Below are 19238 nucleotides of genomic sequence, written 5' to 3' on the forward strand. Positions count from 1 at the left end.
AACATACCTAAATTATGATTATGAAAAACCGGAAAAACATTGACCTTAAATCATTTATTGGAATTGGAATTATCGCTATGACTAGTGCTACAACATTTGCTCAAGAAAGTGGCTTGTACGATCATACCACTCCCATCGAACCTTATATCATACAATACAGAAATGACCTGCAGGCCATCAATTATTTTTATGGACCGATGCCGAAAGGTTGGGGATTTCAGAGTGCGGCAGCTTCTCCTGAACAAATAGGCAGATTACTCCTGCTAGATCAGGATTACGAAAAGAAACTGCAGCAGTTTGACTATAAAAAACTCAATACCAATGGTCAGGTCGATTATATTTTACTGAACAGAAAAATCAAAAGGAATATTGAGGACCTTAAATCCAATCAAACCGCATATAACCGTGTGAAGGGTTACCTGCCTTTTGCAGATAGCATCCTTGAATTTGAGAAGAAAAGAAGACGTGGTGGAGCAGTGGATGCAAAGGAGGTAGCAACGGCTTTTGAAAAAGCCTCGGCCCAGATTGATCAAGAACTTAAGAAATTGGAAGAGGTAAAAGCTATACCTTCTGCAGATGTTGAATATTTAGAAAGTCTCTTAGAGTCTCTTAAATTAAGATTGGAAAGCTCATTTGACTTCTATAATGGCTATGAACCTCTGTTTTCTTGGTGGGTTCCAAAATCCTATGATCGATTACAGGAAAAGCTAAAAGAGTATAAGGACCTTATAGTATCGAAATCAGATTTGAAGGCCTTTGATGATGGTAGCAATATCGCTGGTAAGCGCGTCGGCAAGGAGGTGTTAAATAAAATGCTGAAGGATGAAATGATTTCCTACAATGCCGATGAGCTTCTGAAAATTGCTGATAAGGAATGGCAATGGTGTGTTGCAGAACTTTTGAAGGCTTCCAAGGAGATGGGTTTTGGCGAAGATTGGAAGAAAGCTCAGGAAAAAGTAAAGAACTCTTATGTCCCTGAAGGAAAGCAACCTGAATTGATCAATGAACTGTATGATAAAGCCATGAACTTTATCAATGAAAAGCAATTGATAGATATTCCACCTTTGGCGGATGAAACTTGGGGAATGATCATGATGACCCCAGAACGTCAATTGGTCAATCCGTTCTTCACGGGCGGTCGAGAAATCAGTATCTCGTATCCAACCAGTACCATGACTTACGACCAGAAAATGATGAGCATGCGTGGAAATAATCCACATTTCTCCCTTGGAACAGTTCAGCATGAATTGATCCCTGGGCATCATCTACAGTATTTTATGAACCGCAGGTATAAACCCTATAGAGAACAGAATTTCAATACCCCTTTTTGGACGGAAGGCTGGACCTTGTATTGGGAGCTGCTATTGTATAGAATGGGATTCCCGAAAACACCAGAAGAGCGGATAGGGATGCTGTTCTGGAGGATGCACCGTTGTGCAAGGATAACCTTCAGTATCAAATTCCATATCGGAGAATGGACTCCACAACAATGCATAGATTATTTGGTAAATCAAGTAGGACATGAGCCTGCAAATGCCCATGGCGAAGTAAAAAGATCCTTTGAAGGTTCTTACGATCCATTATATCAATTGGCCTATATGATCGGCGGTTTGCAATTGTTGAGCATCAGCGATGAAATGGTCGGCTCAGGTAAAATGACGTATAAGGAATTTCATGACCGTGTGATCAAAGAAAACTATATGCCTATGGAGATGCTGAGGGCTATCTTGACCAATCAGAATCTGAATCCTGACCATCAATCTTCTTGGAAATTCTATAAATTCTAAACCAGCGACCTAAATTATGGAAGAAAACAAACAGGAGTTTAAGAAGTCATTGGGCCTATTGGATGCAACTATGTTGGTGGCCGGTAGTATGATTGGATCCGGTATTTTCATTGTTTCGTCAGATATCGCCAGGAATACAGGTTCTGCAGGATGGCTAATGATCGTGTGGGCGATATCTGGGTTTATGACTTTGGCAGCAGCATTGAGTTATGGGGAGTTGAGCTCGATGTTTCCAAAAGCTGGAGGACAATATGTTTATCTGAAAGAAGCTTATGGCCCATTGGTCAGCTTTACATTTGGTTGGACTTTTTTTGCTGTGATCCAGACCGCTACCATTGCTGCAGTTGGGGTAGCGTTTGCAAAATTTACAGCTTACTTGTTTCCCAGTTTGGATGAGGATGTCTATTTGCTGACCATCGGGACCTATCATATTTCATCGGCACAGGTGCTGGCTATCGGTGTAATACTTTTACTGACCTTTATCAATACCCTAGGCGTACAGAACGGGAAAGTCGTGCAGACAACATTGACCCTCATCAAGATCTTGAGTTTGGTCTTGGCCGTCTTGTTTGGGTTTGCAGCCTTTGATCTAGAAGTATGGAATCACAATTGGAATAGTGCCGATACCTGGAACCTGAGCCGCTTAGCTGTCGAGGGAACTAAATCTGATTATACCTTTCTAGCAGGATTAGGAGCTATTTCAGCAGGTTTGGTTGGCGCATTGTTCAGCAGTGACTCCTGGCACTCTTCTTCTGCGGTTGCTGGTGAGATTAAAAACCCGCAAAGGAATATTGGTTTGAGCTTAGCATTAGGGACCATTATCGTCACGGTAATTTACCTATTGACCAACTTAATGTATACTGGGGTCCTTCAAATGGAGGAAATGGCAAGTGCTCCTAAGGATAGGGTAGCGATGGTTGCCGCCCAAGAGATATTTGGTCCGATCGGAATCACGGTCCTTGCTATTATGATTATGGTAAGTACGTTTGGTTGTAATAATGGTCTGATCATGGCCGGTGCCAGGATCTATTATTCCATGGCAAAGGATGGTTTATTCTTTAAAAAGACAAAAGAGCTTAACAAACATGCAGTGCCTAGCTATGCGCTTTGGCTGCAAGGGATTATCGCTTGTCTATGGTGCCTGACAGGAAAATATGGTGATCTCTTGGATATGATCACCTGTGTAGTGGTTATTTTCTATGTCCTTTGCATCATCGGGATTTTTATTCTTAGAAAAAACAGACCTGATTTACCAAGACCATACAAAGCTTTGGGATATCCCATAATCCCCGCAATTTATATTCTATTGGGAGTATCCTTTATATTGTTACTCGTCTTTTACAAACCACAGTTTACTTGGCCGGGAATAATTATTACATTATTAGGCATACCGATTTATTTTATTGTAAAGTCTAAAAAATCGTCACTATGAAATTGAGAATTACTGCTTTTTTGCTGTTTATCCTTCAGGTTTCCAGCTATGCACAGGGAACCTTGGATGATTATAAAAGAGCAAAGGAGGTTCGAAACAATTTTGGAAAGATCTATAATATCCCTCAGCAGATCACTTGGGCTGAAGATGGAGGGTCTTTCGTCTACAAACTGAAACAGAAGGACAACAAGAGCATCCTGGTTTTAGTTGATGCGCAAGCAAAGAGCAAAAAGATCATTGATCTTGAAGCCATGTCTGAACAGATGTCTAAGCTCCTTTCTGAAACTGTACCCTTAAACAACAGTTGGTTTGTGGGTTTAAAACCGATCAACAACAATGAAATCGAGTTTACGGAGAAGAAGAAAGTTTGGCGCTGGAATGTATCAGAGAATAAACTTTCAATCCAAAAGGAATTGAATGATAATGAAAGAGGATCTGGATATTGGGGACAAAAATGGGACGATAGCAAAGGGGAGCCTATTGAGTCGCCGGACAAGGTCTATCTAGCTTATATCAAAAACAACAATATCTATGTCAGAAAGAAAGCTGATTTGAAAAGTGAAAAGCAAATGACCTTTGATGGTAGCCCTGGCTTGTATTATTCTGCTAGACTTGATTGGTCTGCTGATTCCAAAAAACTGAGCAGCAGCAAAGTCAGAAAGGCTGAGGTTCGTCAATTAACCTTGTTAGAGTCGTCACCAACCGATCAATTGCAACCAAAATTGCAATACAGAGATTATGCAAAACCTGGTGATGCACTTTCACAATATTATCCGGTCATCGTAAATGTAGAATCTGGTCAAGTCGTGGAAGTTGATCCTAAGCAAGTTGAAAACCAGTTTTCGCTGTATAATATACGCTGGAGAACAGATAATAACGCCATCACTTTTGAATACAACCAACGCGGTCACCAACGCTATGATGTCTTGGAGTTGGACGCTGTAACTGGCCAAACGAAGCCCATAATTTCTGAAACAAGCAAAACTTTTATTGATTATAGCGGCAAGAAATACAGAAAAGATCTCGAAAAGAGCAATGAAATCGTGTGGACTTCCGAACGCGATGGATGGAACCATCTATATTTAATTGATGCCAAAACTGGCAAAGTGAAGAACCAGATTACCAAAGGGAATTGGGTCGTTCGGAAAGTGATCAATGTCAATGAAACTGACCGCAAAATCATATTCGAGGGCAGTGGTAGAAATAAAAATGAAGATCCATATTTAGTTAGATACTATACAATTGGTTTGGATGGTAATGGATTAAAAGAACTGAGTCCTGAACTGGCTAACCATCAAGGATATTTTAACAAAGATTTCTCTAAGTTCATTGATGTCTATTCCTTGGTAGATCAAGCTCCCAAAGCAGTATTGCGAGATGCAAAAACAGGCAAGGTTGAACTGGATCTAGAATCCGCTGACCTATCCGACTTGAATGCTAGTGGCTGGAAAGCACCTGAAGTGTTTTCAACAGCAGGTAGAGATGGTAAGACCGATATCTGGGGTATTATTATCAGGCCGAATAACTTTGATCCCAATAAAAAATACCCTATTATAGAATACATCTACGCAGGGCCACATAGTTCCTTTGTTCCGAAATCTTTCACATCAGGCTTATCTGGCATGTATGAATTGGCAGAATTAGGCTTTATTGTCGTGCAGATCGACGGAATGGGAACTTCTAACCGCTCCAAAGCCTTTCATGATGTAGCTTGGAAGAATTTGAAGGATGCTGGTTTTCCAGATCGGATTGCGTGGATGAAAGCTGCAGCACAGAAGTATCCGCATATGGATATTGATAAGGTGGGCATCTATGGCACCTCAGCTGGTGGACAGTCCTCAACAGGCGCTGTTTTGTTCCATCCTGAATTCTATAAGGTTGCGGTTTCTTCCTGCGGCTGTCATGATAACCGTATGGACAAAATCTGGTGGAATGAACAATGGATGGGCTGGCCAATCGGTCCGCAGTATGCAGAATGTTCGAATATTGAAAATGCCCATCGCCTGGAAGGTAAATTGATGCTAATAGTAGGCGAATTGGATGATAACGTAGATCCGGCCTCAACCTATCAACTGGTAAACCAATTGATCAAAAATGGAAAGGAACATGAATTGATAATGGTGCCGGGAATGGGGCATTCCTCCGGAGGTGATTATGGTGAGAAGAAAAGAAGGGATTTCTTCGTGAAGAATCTATTGGAAATAGAACCACCTGCTTGGAACATGTATTGATAAGCTAAAATCGTTCATAAAATAATTAAACAAAAAATGATGAGAACAATTGATAATGAAACAATAGATCAAGTACTGAATTATGATAGGATGTTGGAGGCATTGTACAAGACCTTTATTTCCAATTTTACCATGCCTGTTCGACATCATCATTTTTACAGTACCCCTGAGTCCGCTGAGAATGCATTGATCCTAATGCCAGCTTGGACGGACAAATACCTTGGTTGCAAACAGGTTATTGTAGCTCCCAAAAATGCTGAGCAAAATTTACCTGCTATCCACGCCTTGTATACCTTGTTCAATGCGGAAACGGGTGTGCCCTTGGCGCAGATGAATGCTACCAAACTAACTTCCGTACGCACTGCCTGTGCTTCGGCATTGGCAGCTAAATACCTCGCTAGGGAAGAGGTTGAAAACTTACTGATTATCGGAAGTGGTAGTGTCGCAGCTCATTTGGCCCAAGCCCATTCGGCCGTAAGGAATTACAAGCACATAGAAGTTTGGGCTAGAAATTCTGCTAAAGCTCAGTCCTTGGTAAATGGTTTAAATGAACAAGGATTTACAAATGTGAGCTTGGCAAACAATCTCCAAGAAGCAATACAAAAGGCTGACGTTATTTCCAGTGCAACGCTTTCAAAGGAACCAATTATCAAAGGAGCATGGTTAAAACCTGGCGTCCATCTGGATTTAATTGGCTCCCACACCCCGAAGACCAGAGAAGCTGACGATGAGGTCATCCGGAAAAGCTCAATTTATGTGGATTCCAGAGAAGGTGCTCTCCATGAAACCGGAGAATTGGCCATTCCAATCGCTTCAGGGATCTTGGATCCTCTTGAGGTGAAAGCTGATCTGGTTGAACTATGTAAAGCGAATAAATCAGCAAGAAAGGATGATGATGAAATCACCATGTTTAAATCTGCTGGATTAGCCATTGAAGATCTGGCAGCGGCATTAATGGTTTATGAAGCTGTTGCTGAATAAATATTGCACACAAAATAAATAAAAATAAAGTCTCAAAGGTCGCTAAAATTTTAGCGACCTTTTTGTTTAGCGAGCGATCTAAGTTTTCCCCTTTATTTCTCTTTTGATTAGATTATTTCATTTGGTCAATGATATGTTGATTATCTAATTGACTGATTGGTAGGTTAATGTTGATTTATTATTAATAATTCTAATTAGGGTTAAAAATTGATAAACACTTGCTAAAATATGCCTCGTGTTGAAGAGCATTCCTTATTATCTTCGGAATAATTGTCTAAATAACATTTAACCATTATGAAGAAACCAAATATTATGCTCGTCATCCTATTTTCCTGTATACAGGTTTTATTTGCTCAAAATAAAATCCAGTTAAACGGGGAAGTAGTCAATACGACAGGGGAGAAATTATCGGGAGTGACAATTTCTCTAAGCAACTCCAACCAAAAGTTCATGACCGATGAAAATGGTTCATTTTCTTTCGAATATGTTCCAGGAACGGAGTTAACCATTAATTCCTTAGGATTTGCCACACAGCAAGTCACCTTGACGAATCAAACTTCTTTGAAGGTCGTGTTGATTGAATCGGAAGAAAATCTTGAACAGATTGTCGTGGTAGGATATGGTACCCAAAGAAAAGGGGAGACGACCGGTTCGGTGGCCAGTGTCAAATCTGAAAGCTTTAACCAAGGAGCTGTAAAGGATGCAGGTCAATTGATCCAAGGTAAAGTTGCAGGTTTGAGAATTACGACTCCGAGCGGTGATCCCAACGGCTCTACCCAAATCAACTTAAGAGGTTTGAACTCTATCCAAGGTGCGGTAAATCCTCTTGTTATTATTGATGGAGTACCAGGCGACTTTAATTCGGTTGCCCCGGAAGATATTGAGTCGGTGGATGTCATGAAAGATGGCTCTGCGGCAGCTATTTATGGTACGCGAGCTACGGGAGGTGTTATTTTTATTACGACGAAACAAAACCGTTCCACCGATGGCAGAACGACCATCGAATATAACAATTATGCATCACTTCAAACCTTATTTAGGGTTCCCGAACTGATGAATGCAGATGATTATAGAAGGTTGATCGGAGAAGGACAAAATTACACTGATTTGGGGCACAGTACCAATTGGGTAGATGAAGTGACTCAAAACCCTTTCTCCCATAATCACAACCTTTCTTTATTTGGAGGCAATGCTAGAACCAATTTCACAGGAACCGTAAATTTTCGCGATTGGAACGGTGTATTGTTGAAAAGTGGTCAACAGCGATTAAATGCTAGAGCCGATTTAAACCACGAAATGTTTGACGGAAAACTAAGGAGCAGAATTCAGATTATCAGCAACAGCATCAAAGCTTTGCAAGGTGGAAGTTCTGCATATATGTGGAGGCAAGCATTAATTAGAAACCCAACAGACAAGATCTACAACGATGAAGGCAAATGGCAAGAGAACAACGCCTATATGTACGACAATCCATTGGGGATGATCAACGAAACGGTCAATGACCGAATATTCAGAGAAACGAGAATGAATGGATCCTTGGATTACCGTCCTATTGAATCTTTGAGCTTCAAAGCCATGTTCTCTAGGGTGCAGGATAATGATTTAACCGGTACATCAACATCATTTGATCATGTTAATACCACGAAAAATAACCTGAATGGTACTGCTAGCCGATTTACCCAAGCGGGTGTGGAAAATCTAATGGAATTGACCGGAAATTTCAACAAATCTTTTGGTGACCATCACTTCGCAGTTCTGGGCGGGTACAGTTGGCAACGTAATACTTTCGAAAACTTCAGTGCCTATAATTATAATTTCCCAACAGATCAATACAGCTATAATTCCTTGGAATCTGGTATGGCATTAAAAGAAGGTTTGGCGACCATGGATAGCTATAAACAAGAATCAACTTTAGTTGGCTTTTTTGGAAGGTTGACCTATAATTACAAAGAGAAATACATGGCTATGTTGAGCCTGAGGAGAGAAGGGTCCAGCACATTTGGAGAAAACAACAAATGGGGTAATTTTCCAGCAGTTTCCATAGGATGGGACATCGCAAAAGAAGATTTCTTGCTGGATCAACCTGCTATAAACCAACTAAAACTGAGAGCTGGATATGGGGTGACCGGAACCATTGCAGGTTCACCATACAACTCCCAGATCAGCTATAATTATACCTTCGATCAAGGAGCCTATATCAACGGGAAATGGGTTCCTGGATTCGTGCCTGCCCGTAACTTCAACCCAGACTTGAGATGGGAAAGGAAAAATGAATTCAATGTCGGCTTAGACTACAGTTTAGCGAACAACCGGATTTACGGTTCCTTGGATTATTACAACAGAAGGGTAAAAGACCTATTGTACTGGTTTGAAGTACCTGTGCCTCCGTATTTGACTTCGACCATGTTTATCAATGCTGGTGAAATGAGCAACAGTGGATTCGAGGCTTTGGTAAATGCTGATGTGTTGAACAAAGAAGGAGGGGTGAAATGGAAAACGGGCGTTGTCTTTTCTACCAATAAAAATAAATTGATCAACCTATCCAATGACAGATTTGGAGTAACCCAAGAGTTTTTTGATGCTGGCTATACCGGCGAACCCATTCAAACCTTTACACACCGTGTAGAAGTAGGGCGGAGCATAGGTGATTTCTATGTATGGAAAACTGTAGGCTTAGATGACGATGGGAAATGGTTGGTGGAATCCCAAAATGGGGAAATCATTCCAATCCAAGATGCAAGTGTGGAAGATAGGCAATACTACGGAAACGGAATCCCAGATTTCAATTTAGGATGGAACAACAATTTTCAATACAAAAACATTGATCTAACCATAAACTGGAGAGGTGCATTCGGACATCAGATTCTTAATATGCCTAGAATGTATTATGAAAATCCTGTAAACAAAGCATACAATGTTTTGAAAACCGCATACGATCCGATCGATGGTAAGTTATTGAACAATGATTTAGTGTATGTGTCCCACTACATTGAGGATGCAGATTATTTCAAACTCGATAACCTAACCTTGGGCTATACCTTCAGACCACAATTGATCAAAGGTATCAGTAACCTTCGGATCTATGTTTCCGGTTTGAATCTAGTCACATTTACCAAATACAAAGGTTTAGATCCTGAGGCTACAAGTTATGAAGGAGAATTTCAGTTTGCACCGGGAATTGAGCACAGGGACCGATATCCAACTACGCGGACCTATACCATCGGATTGAATGTTAAATTCTAAGAATATCACAAATCACATTCAGAGTTTGTATCAATTAAACTAAATCACAATGAAGAATTTAAAATTAAAAAACATATTGCTCCTCAGCGGTTTATTCGGTTCGATCATGACGTTCAATGCCTGTACCGATTTGAATGAGGAAGTGTACTCTGAGGTTTTGGGTAGCACTGTGGATCCCAAGGAAAGAGATCTGCCCTTTATTGTGGCACCAACCTATAGTTCCTTCAGGTCCTTGATGTTTGGCTGGCAGGGTTATTTCGACCTTCAGGAGGAAAGTGCCGACCATATCATCACTCCAGTCCGACCAAACGGATGGGATGATGGTGGAACCTACAGAAGGATGCACCAACACATGTGGACCACCGAACAATGGCAACCTTATAATACTTGGAATCAAGCCTACGCAACCATTACCAAAGTAAATATGGTGATCATGCAGATTGAAGATGGCCTGTTGGCATTACCAGAAGAAACTGGAAAAGATGCCATTGCAGAATTGCGGGCCACTCGTGCATTAGCCTACTATCTTTTGTTGGACAATCACGGAAATGTGCCAATTGTCACTGATTATCGAGATGATAGCCTACCTCAACAAAAGACGAGAAAGGAATTGTATGATTTTGTGATCAAGGAACTGGAAGAAGTCATTCCTATGCTTTCTGAAGAGGTAAGTTCGATGTATGGCCGAATCAATGTTTGGGCAGCAAAGACCTTACTGGCCAAGATCTATCTGAATGCAGAGGTTTATATAGGAGTAGCGCAATGGGAAAAGGTCATCAAAGAGACCAATGATATTATTGCGAGCAACCAATACAGGCTAGATGATGATTACAAGAATGTATTTTCTCCTACCAATCAGAACTCTCCTGAAATAATATTTTCCGTTCCCTATGATGAAGTCTATGGATTTGGAAATCAAATCCACATGAAAACCTTAGATCCATTGAGCCGACTAGTTTATGGCATGGCTGCAGGTCCTTGGGGTGGAAATTGTGCTGTTCCGCAGTTTATTGACTCCTATGATAAGGATGATACTAGGCTAGTAGATACTTGGATTCAGGGACCTCAATTGAATGCCAGCACGGGCGCTGAGGTCATCAACTATGTAAAACAAGTTCCTGGAATTGGAGGCGATGGAACCGTGGCTGCCTCAAATGCAGGCTATAGGATTGGAAAATATGCGATAAAGCAAGGGGCTACAAACAATCTGGATAATGATTATCCTATGTTTCGTTATGCAGATGTATTGATGATGAAAGCTGAAGCATTATTAAGAACCAATAAAGCCAATGAAGCAGCTGTTTTGGTGAGCCAAGTTCGTGCGAGATCCTTCAAGGAAAATCCAGCCAAAGCACAGGTCACAGGTGCCCAATTAATGTTGGGTAGTAATTACAATTACGGCTGGCAGGAAAAGAACAATACGGTTACTGGAACCAATGGAGGTGCTGATGTGAAGTACGGTAGATTCCTAGATGAACTGGGCTGGGAATTCGCTGCAGAAGCTAGACGGAGACAAGATATTATCCGCTTCGGGGTGTTTCAGTCTAAATCATGGTTTAACCATAAACCTCATACCAATGCGCAATCCAGAACATTATTCCCCATCCCTAATGCGGAAATCACCAAAAATCCAAATCTTAAGCAAAATCCTGGTTATTAGTTAAAGTTAAATATAAGTTCGGCCCATCTCATTCCATTGAGATGGGTTTTTTATTGATTCTGGTCATCTGTTTATCCATTTCCTTAGCACGAATTCATTTCCTGTTAAAAAATGTCAAAAAACCGGTCCTTTGCCCTTAAAAACCATCGTTATTTTCTATTTTATGAGAACATCGAAAAAGAAGAACTATGAAATGTCCAAATTGTAATGAAATATTATTGATGACAGAACGCCATCAGGTCGAGATAGATTATTGTCCCAGCTGTCGGGGTGTATGGTTGGATAAAGGCGAGTTAGATAAGCTAATGGAATATGCCTCAACTCAAACACAAGCTCCAGATCCTCGACAAAACCAAGGCTATGATCGTCAAAACTCCTATCAACAGGATTATCGTGAAGAGTATCGAGATCATCGAGACGATCGATATGAACGCGATCAACGAGACCATCGGGACTATAGAGGACAAAACCAAAAATATCCTCGAAAGAAGAAATCCTTTTTATCTGACTTTTTTGATTTTGATTAAGGCTGAAAGGAAAAAAAAGATCTTTAAGGCAGTCGTTTTGGATAGACATCACGACTGCCTTTTCTTATTAAGAATACCCTGTTAGCCTATATTTTAGGCTAAATCTCTGCTTAGTTCCTTAGCTGTATCAATTCCCCCTTGATACAAAAAAGGATACTCTAGCGTATGCAAGAACCTGTGTTTCAATTCGTCATTTTCAATTATCAGCGTATTTTGGCTCTTCGAGCACTTCACCAATAATCGCTCCTCATCCCTCATGATGGAGAAGGAATAAAACTCATTACTTTCAGTTCTTACAGCATGATACAAGGTCCAAACCTGGTTAATGTTAGATAGCTTAACATTTTGGTTTAGCCAAACGTTAAAGTCGGTGGTTTCCATGATGTTAGTGTGATGGGGCGAATGTAAATATTAATTCGATTCATCCATTACGGTTTCCCGTATTCCCACATCTATTTTACAATAATTACCGATTATGAATACCAGTTTTTGTTTTTGTTGTTGATTGTCGATAAAATAATCTTTATAAATCCCAGCAATTTTCAATAAGATTTATTTTGTAACTTAAACCTTTTCAAAAACACCTATACCTACCAATATGAAAAGTATTTACCTCCTAGTTTTTATTCTTCTTATGGCTATTGGTTCCCATGCCCAAGAGAAGTTAGTGCCTTTGGGAGACCCATTCATTATGCTGCACCAAGGAACCTATTATGCCTATGGTACCAATGCTGCAGATGGCATTCAAGTCTACACCTCTAATGATCTTAAGGAATGGTCTTTAGAGCCTGACCTTGCCCTTAAATCTGCTGACTCCTGGGGAGGTAAGTGGTTTTGGGCTCCTGAAGTATACTATATCAAGGAAAAGAAGAAATTTTTCATGTATTATTCTGCGAATGAACATATCTGTGTCGCAAGTTCCGATTCGCCGATTGGACCCTTTGTCCAAGAGATGAAGGCTCCCATGCTGCCAAATGAAAAAGCAATTGACAATTCACTTTTCATCGATTCCGATGGAAAACCTTATTTATATTTCGATCGCTTCAATGATGGTCTGAACATTTGGGTCGCCAAGCTCCAAGATGACCTGATAACCATTGATACCAATGGTATGAAACCCTGTATCCATGTATCCCAAGATTGGGAGACGGTATGGCCAAGGGTAAATGAAGGCTCATTTGTAATACAGCATAAAGGTCTTTATTACATGACCTATTCTGCCAATAGTTATGAAAGTCAACATTACGGAATCGGTTTTGCAACCTCCAAATCCGCCGAAGGACCTTGGACTAAGTATGATAAAAATCCCATCTTCCAGATGCCTGAAGATTTAGTAGGTGTAGGACATAGTGCGATGTTTCGGGATAAAGAAGGGAAATTACGGATTGTGTTCCATGCCCATCATTCCAAAGAAAAGATTCATCCACGAGCGATGTACATAGCAACAGTTGATTTTAGTAAGGATAAGTTACCTGTGATGCGGATTACAGGAAAAGTCCTGCGCCCAAAGCTAAAATAGAGGATTAAAGCAAAAAGATTACTAAAAATTTTTATCTGTCCTCCAATTTGTATCCTCATAAAGCAGTATTATTTGTAATAGACATAAACACGACCAGGAAAGTGGGGGAGAAAACTGGAATGTTCCATACCTTTAGATTTTATGAAATTTATTAGTTCGGTAGCATTTTTTGTAGTTCCTTTTATGATGTGAGGTTCAAACAAACCCTTTGCACTTACAAAGGATATATTAGTTTGATAATTTCCTTCTTTAATCAAAGCATCACTTATTATTATAGGATAACCTTTAAAGGAAGGGTACAAAACATCATACCTGTAAAGCTCAATTCTATATTGATTCTCAAAAAGGAACTTCACTTTATTTATCGGTTCAGATGTGAAATATTGTGGAACAGGACGGCCGTATTTAATAGCAGGTTGCCATTTCTTGATTTTAGTACTATCAACAAGGTCAATAAGATTATTATCCTCTATAAATTTCAACTTGCCACTTTTGTCAACCATGAAAGAAATAGCTTTGTTCCAATCGTAATAATCAATTTGATCCTTGTCCAGATTAGCCGATATCTCAGTATGCAAAACGTTTAGAAAGGCATTAATGCCCCTAGGATAGCTGGCTGGAATATCTTCGACTACAAAAATACCTGCCTCCTCGATCATATAATTTGAAAATGTTCTTTCACTGATAGAATCTCTAAAGAAATATAATTCATATAATTTGTTTTTGGCTAATGAATCTTTTTTGGATTGCATAATTAATTTTACCTGTTGGCTGTCTACTAAATTTCTATCATAATTTTGGTAGAATTGAACTTCATTTAAACTGTCCAGCTTAATGATCAGCATATGCTTCCTATCTTTTTCAAGAACCTGATGGACAATTGGATTTAATTCACGCTCCAAGTTTTCCATGAAGGAATGGCTTTGTGAAAAGCATACACTTGTCAGGAGATTAAAGAAAATAATGGTCAGTGCTTTCATAATTAAATGATGCAAAACGATGGTCGATTGCATATTATTTTGGCAAAATCTTTTAATAATCCTTATCTTCTCACTAATCTAAATTCAAAATCAAATAAATAATCGATCTACCGAAAACATGTTTAGTAAAAAGACACTGACCATTCTATTCTTATTAATTGCTTTTAGCTCAGCATATGCACAGCAAAAACCTAATATTATCATCTTTATGGTTGATGATATGGGCTGGCAGGATACATCATATCCATTTGCCGATCAGGCAACAGAATTTAACAAAAGGTATCATACGCCAAATATGGAAAGGCTAGCCAAAGAAGGAATGTCATTCACCGATGCTTACAGTACGCCTGTCTGCACACCAACTCGTGTTAGCCTGATTACCGGTATGAATTCCAGTCGACATCATGTCACCAATTGGACGGCTCCTTTTAAGGACAATCCTACAGGAAACCAAGATGAACAAATGGAAGAGCCTGAATGGAACCATAATGGAATGAGCCCCATTCCAAATATTGCCCACACGATCTATGCTGATGCATTGCCACAGATCTTAAAAGACAACGGTTATTTCACTATCCAAGCGGGAAAGGCTCATTGGGGATCAGCTGGAACGCCTGGTTCTAACCCATATTCCTTAGGTTTTACGGTGAATATCGCAGGAACTTCTACCGGTAGACCTGCAAGTTATTGGGGGGAAGAAAATTTTGGTCGCACCGGCAAGGATTACCATGGAATCGAGAACTTACAAGAGTATTTTGGTGAAGATATCAACCTGACAGAAGCCCTAACCCGTGAAGCTTTAAAGAGTTTGGATTATCCAATCCAACATAAAACGCCCTTTTTTCTCAACCTCTGTCACTATGCTCTGCATGACCCTTTAATGGAAGACCGTCGTTATTTTCAGAAATACTTAGATCAAGGCTTATCCCAGAACGAAGCCAAATATGCTTCCATGATTGAGAGCATGGACAAAAGCCTTGGAGATGTTATGGACTTCTTAGAACAACATAAAATCAAGGACAATACCTATATTATCTTTATTTCAGATAATGGCGGATTGAGTACCGTACCTCCTCGCGATGGAATTGCACATACCCATAATAAGCCTTTGCGCTCAGGCAAGGGATCTATTTACGAAGGCGGAATACGAGTTCCTTTAATCATAAAGGGCATAAACAAGGATGCGAAAAATAAGCGTTCTGGAGTTCCAGTAATAGTAGAGGATATCTTTCCAACCGTTTTAGATATGGCTCAGCTCAAGAAAGTACAGACCGTTCAGCAAGTCGATGGTGTCAGTAATTTAGCCCTTCTTAAAAATCCACAAACAAGCAGAGCAGATCGTGCCCTGATCTTTCATATTCCCAATAAATGGACGAAATCAGACGGCGATGGTTTCAATTATCGCTCCGCAATCCGAAAGGGGAAATATAAGCTGGTTTGGTCTCTAAGGAATGATAGCTATGAATTGTTTGACCTTGAGCAGGACTTAGGCGAACAGCATAATATTATCCAGCAAGTCGGAATGGCTAAGATCGCTGAAGAATTAAAGGCTGAGCTCAAGGCTACCCTAGAAAAAAATAAGGCTCCTATGCCTAAAAAGAAGGGGTAATGATGAAGCAAAAACGGAGTTCGATTTATCGAACTCCGTTTTTGTATAACACAAAATAATTCTGCCCTTTTAGGGCAATAGGACGTAAAAAAGCTATCTTTTCCATCGTCATCCTGACGCAGGAAGGATCTCGGAACTATACAAATTGTTATGTATTGGCGAACAGGTCATCCATCTTCGATGGACGATGATAGCTGGTTATGGGACATTTACGTACAGATACTTTGTTACTTTTGAAGCCCAAAAGTAACCAAAAGGCTTCGGCCCATTTAAGGTGGCTTTTCGCACGGGCTCCCACACATGGATAGAATGCCTTGTTGTCGGGAATATCTTTCAGAAGATCATCCCTTTTGATGGGATGATCTTCTGAAAGCATTCCAAGGCCAATCCCACCACACAGGCATCGGCATTTTATCCATTTTTCCGCCACTGGAAATGAGCCGGATGCTAAAGGACTTCCTTCGGAAGGATAAATGTTTGTTAATTTTCCGACCCCTCCTTGAGATGACATCTTTATAGAAAATCAGATTGTAAAGCGAATAACCCCTTTTGGGGTTCCATTATTTTAGCAGACATGGCACGTTAGCCTGGAGGTCGCGCAAAAACGATGTTCGATTAATCGAACATCGTTTTTGCATTACCCCTTTATAGTTCAATACCATTTCTAAAATAATACTGCCCTTCCAGGGCAGTATGTCGCAAAAGGAGATTTTTCTGGGAAATAAATATGGGTCTAAATACCTAAAAACACAGATTTAACAAACTTGTTCATTGGTACGCAGGAAGGATCTCGGAACTATACAAAGCATGATTGAATTGGCGTACAGTTCCTAAATCTTCGATTTAGGATGACAAAATCTAGTGTAGAGAACCGTACAGATTCTTCACTCATCGTTCAGAATTGGAAATGTCTTAGAGAGGGATTCAGAGCACAGCGAAGAATCTATTTTTTATTTTTTTAAGGGATAGTTGTCATCTCGAATCGTAAGATGAGAGAACCATTTTTTATTGTTTTATTGTCGTAATGGGGATTCGTAGAAAAATATTTCACCCCCGCAGGGGGTTTTCTACCTTCACAAACATCAACCCTTTGGGAAACCCAACAGGGTGACACTGCGAATAAAAAGCCTTTTGTTTACTTTTCCGCGAAAAAGTAACAAAACCTACTTACTAGCCTCCAGCTGAATTGTTTTACCGTTTTTCTCCTTCTTGCCTTTTGCCAGTTTCTTGGAAAGATCCTCAGCCTCTGAAATAATGTCATTGATATAATGCACTTTTTCTTCCATGACCTCGGGTTCCAAAGTGAAACCTAACTTCGTCATATTTACCGACAAACCAACCAATAGGGCATTGATGCGGTAAGCCAGGGTCTGGAAATGTGCTATATCCGCTTTAAGGTATTTTCCTTTTAAGGGTTCTTTTGCAAATTGATCAAGGGAATCATAGGATTGTGCCAATGAAGCCTGGGTAGACTTCCTAAGGAGTCTCAAATCATAATAATTCAGGTTGCCGGTTTGGTAGCTCTCTTCAATTTTATGCAAATAAGATTTGAAATGTTGGAGCATAGCATTGGTACTTTGTTCTACGCTGCGATAATGGTTGATAGGAATTGCTAAACAACCTAAAACCGCGAAAATCGATCCCAATAAAGTAAATGCAAAACGACTGCCTAATAGGTCCTGGATATTGCCTTCATGGATATGCTGTCCTAACAAGATGGTAATGGTGATAAAAATCACACAGACCAAATAATTGGGCTTGTTGAAAAGCAGGAATAAATAAAGACAAAACGCAGCAATGGCAATCAATACCCAAGCATTTTTTATATACACTAGCAATAATAGACTTATTGCAATGCCGATAACAGAACCGACAATACGTTCGTAATTTCTTTTTTGGGTATTGGTATAACTAGGTCTTGCCACCAAGATGATGGTCAACAAGATCCAAGATGCATAGCGATATTCGGGAAGGAAATAACCTATCAGTCCTCCTGCCATCAGAAGGGCAGACATGCGGACTGCATAAGAGAAGATCGGAGATTTAAAGCTTAGGTTCTTTAGGATTGTTTTGATGTTACTTTTGGGAGCCACAAAATCAGCGTAATTCTTGCTCTCCACCAAGGTAATGTCTTGATAGATCTCTTTGGCCTGGATTTTTTGCAAAATATCGGCCACATGCCGTAATTGCGTGCTGATGGAACAGATCAAGATCCATTTCTCAGGGGAAGCATCAGCCTCCTCCGTTTCCAATTGCAAGAGAAGCTCCTCTAGTTTATATCTTTTGGTGAATTTGTTTAGCCCGATCTTTTGACTGGAAATAGTCAATCTTTTGGTTTCCTTGGACAGGAGATACAAGGATTGTCGGATCAACTTCAGCGTGTTTCCACCTTTTAAGGTCTCTCGGATATGTTCGTAGTCATTGTCAATGGCCATCAACAATTCATAGAGATCGACTAATTGGTATAGTTTGGCGAGCCATATTTTGCTCTCCAGGTCTGCTTCCGAATGCAGTTTTTTATCCCGAAGGAGAATGGATCGGATAGCTTCCAATTGATCGCTTAATTTCGTGTGCAACGCACTTAATTCCTTATATGCCTTTGGTAAAGATTCCTTTTCATCATAACATGCTATTTTTAAGCGGATCAATTGTGCCATAGTCTTCAAGCCGCCATCTACAGCATATCGCAAGGAACGATGGGGATGTAGGTAAACCTGAATGATACAGACCATAAAAAAGAATAAGGCTCCTGCGGTAACCGAAAGACTAAAGCTGATCGGATCATCAGGTCTTAGGCCAATCGTGAAACTGGCAACGATTAGCCCTAGGTTTCCGACTACATTTACCCGAAAGCCTAACAAGGCAATAATGGTATAAATAAAGCCATAGATCCCTAGAAGTGGAACAACTACCCAAGACTGATGGAAAAGGGCAGTGGAAATGCTGAGTGCTGTAATAAAGAAAATCGGAAGACAATAAGCCGCAGTACTTAATTTGTCGGTTTTGTTTCCAGGCACATCGGTCAATGCCGCTAGGAGGGCTCCAACCGCAAAAGCTACCGCAATGGCACCATCAATAAAGAAAAAGATGAAAAAACTGGGAACTAAAACGACTAAGATGTTTCGAAGTGCATCTAGACTTGATTCTGTCTTTAAAAATGATAATAACCTCGAAAATAAAGCTGCAACCAATATTTTATAATTGAATTAATTTATTACAGCGCAAAAATAATGATTCCAATCGGTTTTTGAAATATGATATGGAGTAAA

12 protein-coding genes are annotated in these 19238 nt (G+C 40.0%); 9 read left to right on the plus strand and 3 right to left on the minus strand.

Translation table 11 applies throughout. The annotated features are described in order from the left end of the window. Nucleotides 1–20: 20 nt before the first annotated feature. The 8 genes from ACWICE_RS08530 to ACWICE_RS08565 all read left to right on the plus strand — a co-directional run bounded on the left by ACWICE_RS08530 (nucleotide 21) and on the right by ACWICE_RS08565 (nucleotide 13380). Nucleotides 21–1787, plus strand: a complete 1767-nt coding sequence (locus ACWICE_RS08530; protein WP_454298090.1) for a DUF885 family protein — start codon at nucleotides 21–23, stop codon at nucleotides 1785–1787. Between the two features lie 16 nt (nucleotides 1788–1803). Next, on the plus strand, nucleotides 1804–3219 hold the full coding sequence (locus tag ACWICE_RS08535) for an APC family permease (protein WP_185211545.1): 1416 nt from the start codon (nucleotides 1804–1806) through the stop codon (nucleotides 3217–3219). Then, entirely contained in the window at nucleotides 3216–5450 is a 2235-nt protein-coding gene (locus ACWICE_RS08540) for a DPP IV N-terminal domain-containing protein (RefSeq protein WP_454298091.1), read from the plus strand. The genes ACWICE_RS08535 and ACWICE_RS08540 overlap by 4 nt, the downstream gene beginning before the upstream one ends. 36 nt (nucleotides 5451–5486) lie before the next feature. Beyond that, nucleotides 5487–6431 carry an ornithine cyclodeaminase family protein gene (locus ACWICE_RS08545; protein WP_313258714.1) on the plus strand — a complete coding sequence of 315 codons (945 nt, stop codon included), beginning with the start codon at nucleotides 5487–5489 and terminating at the stop codon, nucleotides 6429–6431. 294 nt (nucleotides 6432–6725) lie between these two features. Then, nucleotides 6726–9674: a SusC/RagA family TonB-linked outer membrane protein gene (locus ACWICE_RS08550; RefSeq protein WP_454298092.1), complete on the plus strand. Its 2949-nt coding sequence runs from the start codon at nucleotides 6726–6728 to the stop codon at nucleotides 9672–9674. Between the two features lie 49 nt (nucleotides 9675–9723). After that, nucleotides 9724–11334 (plus strand): RagB/SusD family nutrient uptake outer membrane protein, encoded by a 1611-nt coding sequence (locus ACWICE_RS08555; protein WP_454298093.1) that lies wholly within the window; start codon nucleotides 9724–9726, stop codon nucleotides 11332–11334. A 188-nt stretch (nucleotides 11335–11522) separates the two neighbouring features. Beyond that, nucleotides 11523–11861 carry a TFIIB-type zinc ribbon-containing protein gene (locus ACWICE_RS08560; protein WP_185217158.1) on the plus strand — a complete coding sequence of 113 codons (339 nt, stop codon included), beginning with the start codon at nucleotides 11523–11525 and terminating at the stop codon, nucleotides 11859–11861. Nucleotides 11862–12459: 598 nt separating this feature from the next. Beyond that, nucleotides 12460–13380: a glycoside hydrolase family 43 protein gene (locus ACWICE_RS08565; protein WP_454298094.1), complete on the plus strand. Its 921-nt coding sequence runs from the start codon at nucleotides 12460–12462 to the stop codon at nucleotides 13378–13380. 68 nt (nucleotides 13381–13448) lie between these two features. Here ACWICE_RS08565 and ACWICE_RS08570 read toward each other — a convergent pair whose 3' ends face one another. Next, entirely contained in the window at nucleotides 13449–14360 is a 912-nt protein-coding gene (locus tag ACWICE_RS08570) for a hypothetical protein (RefSeq protein WP_454298095.1), read from the minus strand. A gap of 118 nt (nucleotides 14361–14478) precedes the next feature. On the opposite strand from ACWICE_RS08570, the gene ACWICE_RS08575 reads away from it, so the two are divergent. Continuing rightward, entirely contained in the window at nucleotides 14479–15969 is a 1491-nt protein-coding gene (locus ACWICE_RS08575) for a sulfatase (RefSeq protein ID WP_454298096.1), read from the plus strand. A gap of 148 nt (nucleotides 15970–16117) precedes the next feature. Here the strand turns inward: ACWICE_RS08575 and ACWICE_RS08580 are convergent, their stop codons facing one another. Then, the gene (locus tag ACWICE_RS08580; protein ID WP_454298097.1) at nucleotides 16118–16480 is read right to left on the minus strand and encodes a hypothetical protein; all 363 of its coding nucleotides are present in this window, start codon (nucleotides 16478–16480) and stop codon (nucleotides 16118–16120) included. A 652-nt stretch (nucleotides 16481–17132) separates the two neighbouring features. Beyond that, nucleotides 17133–19160 carry an FUSC family membrane protein gene (locus ACWICE_RS08585; RefSeq protein WP_454298098.1) on the minus strand — a complete coding sequence of 676 codons (2028 nt, stop codon included), beginning with the start codon at nucleotides 19158–19160 and terminating at the stop codon, nucleotides 17133–17135. Between the last annotated feature and the right edge of the window lie 78 nt (nucleotides 19161–19238).

The organism is Sphingobacterium sp. NPDC055346 (assembly GCF_053645235.1).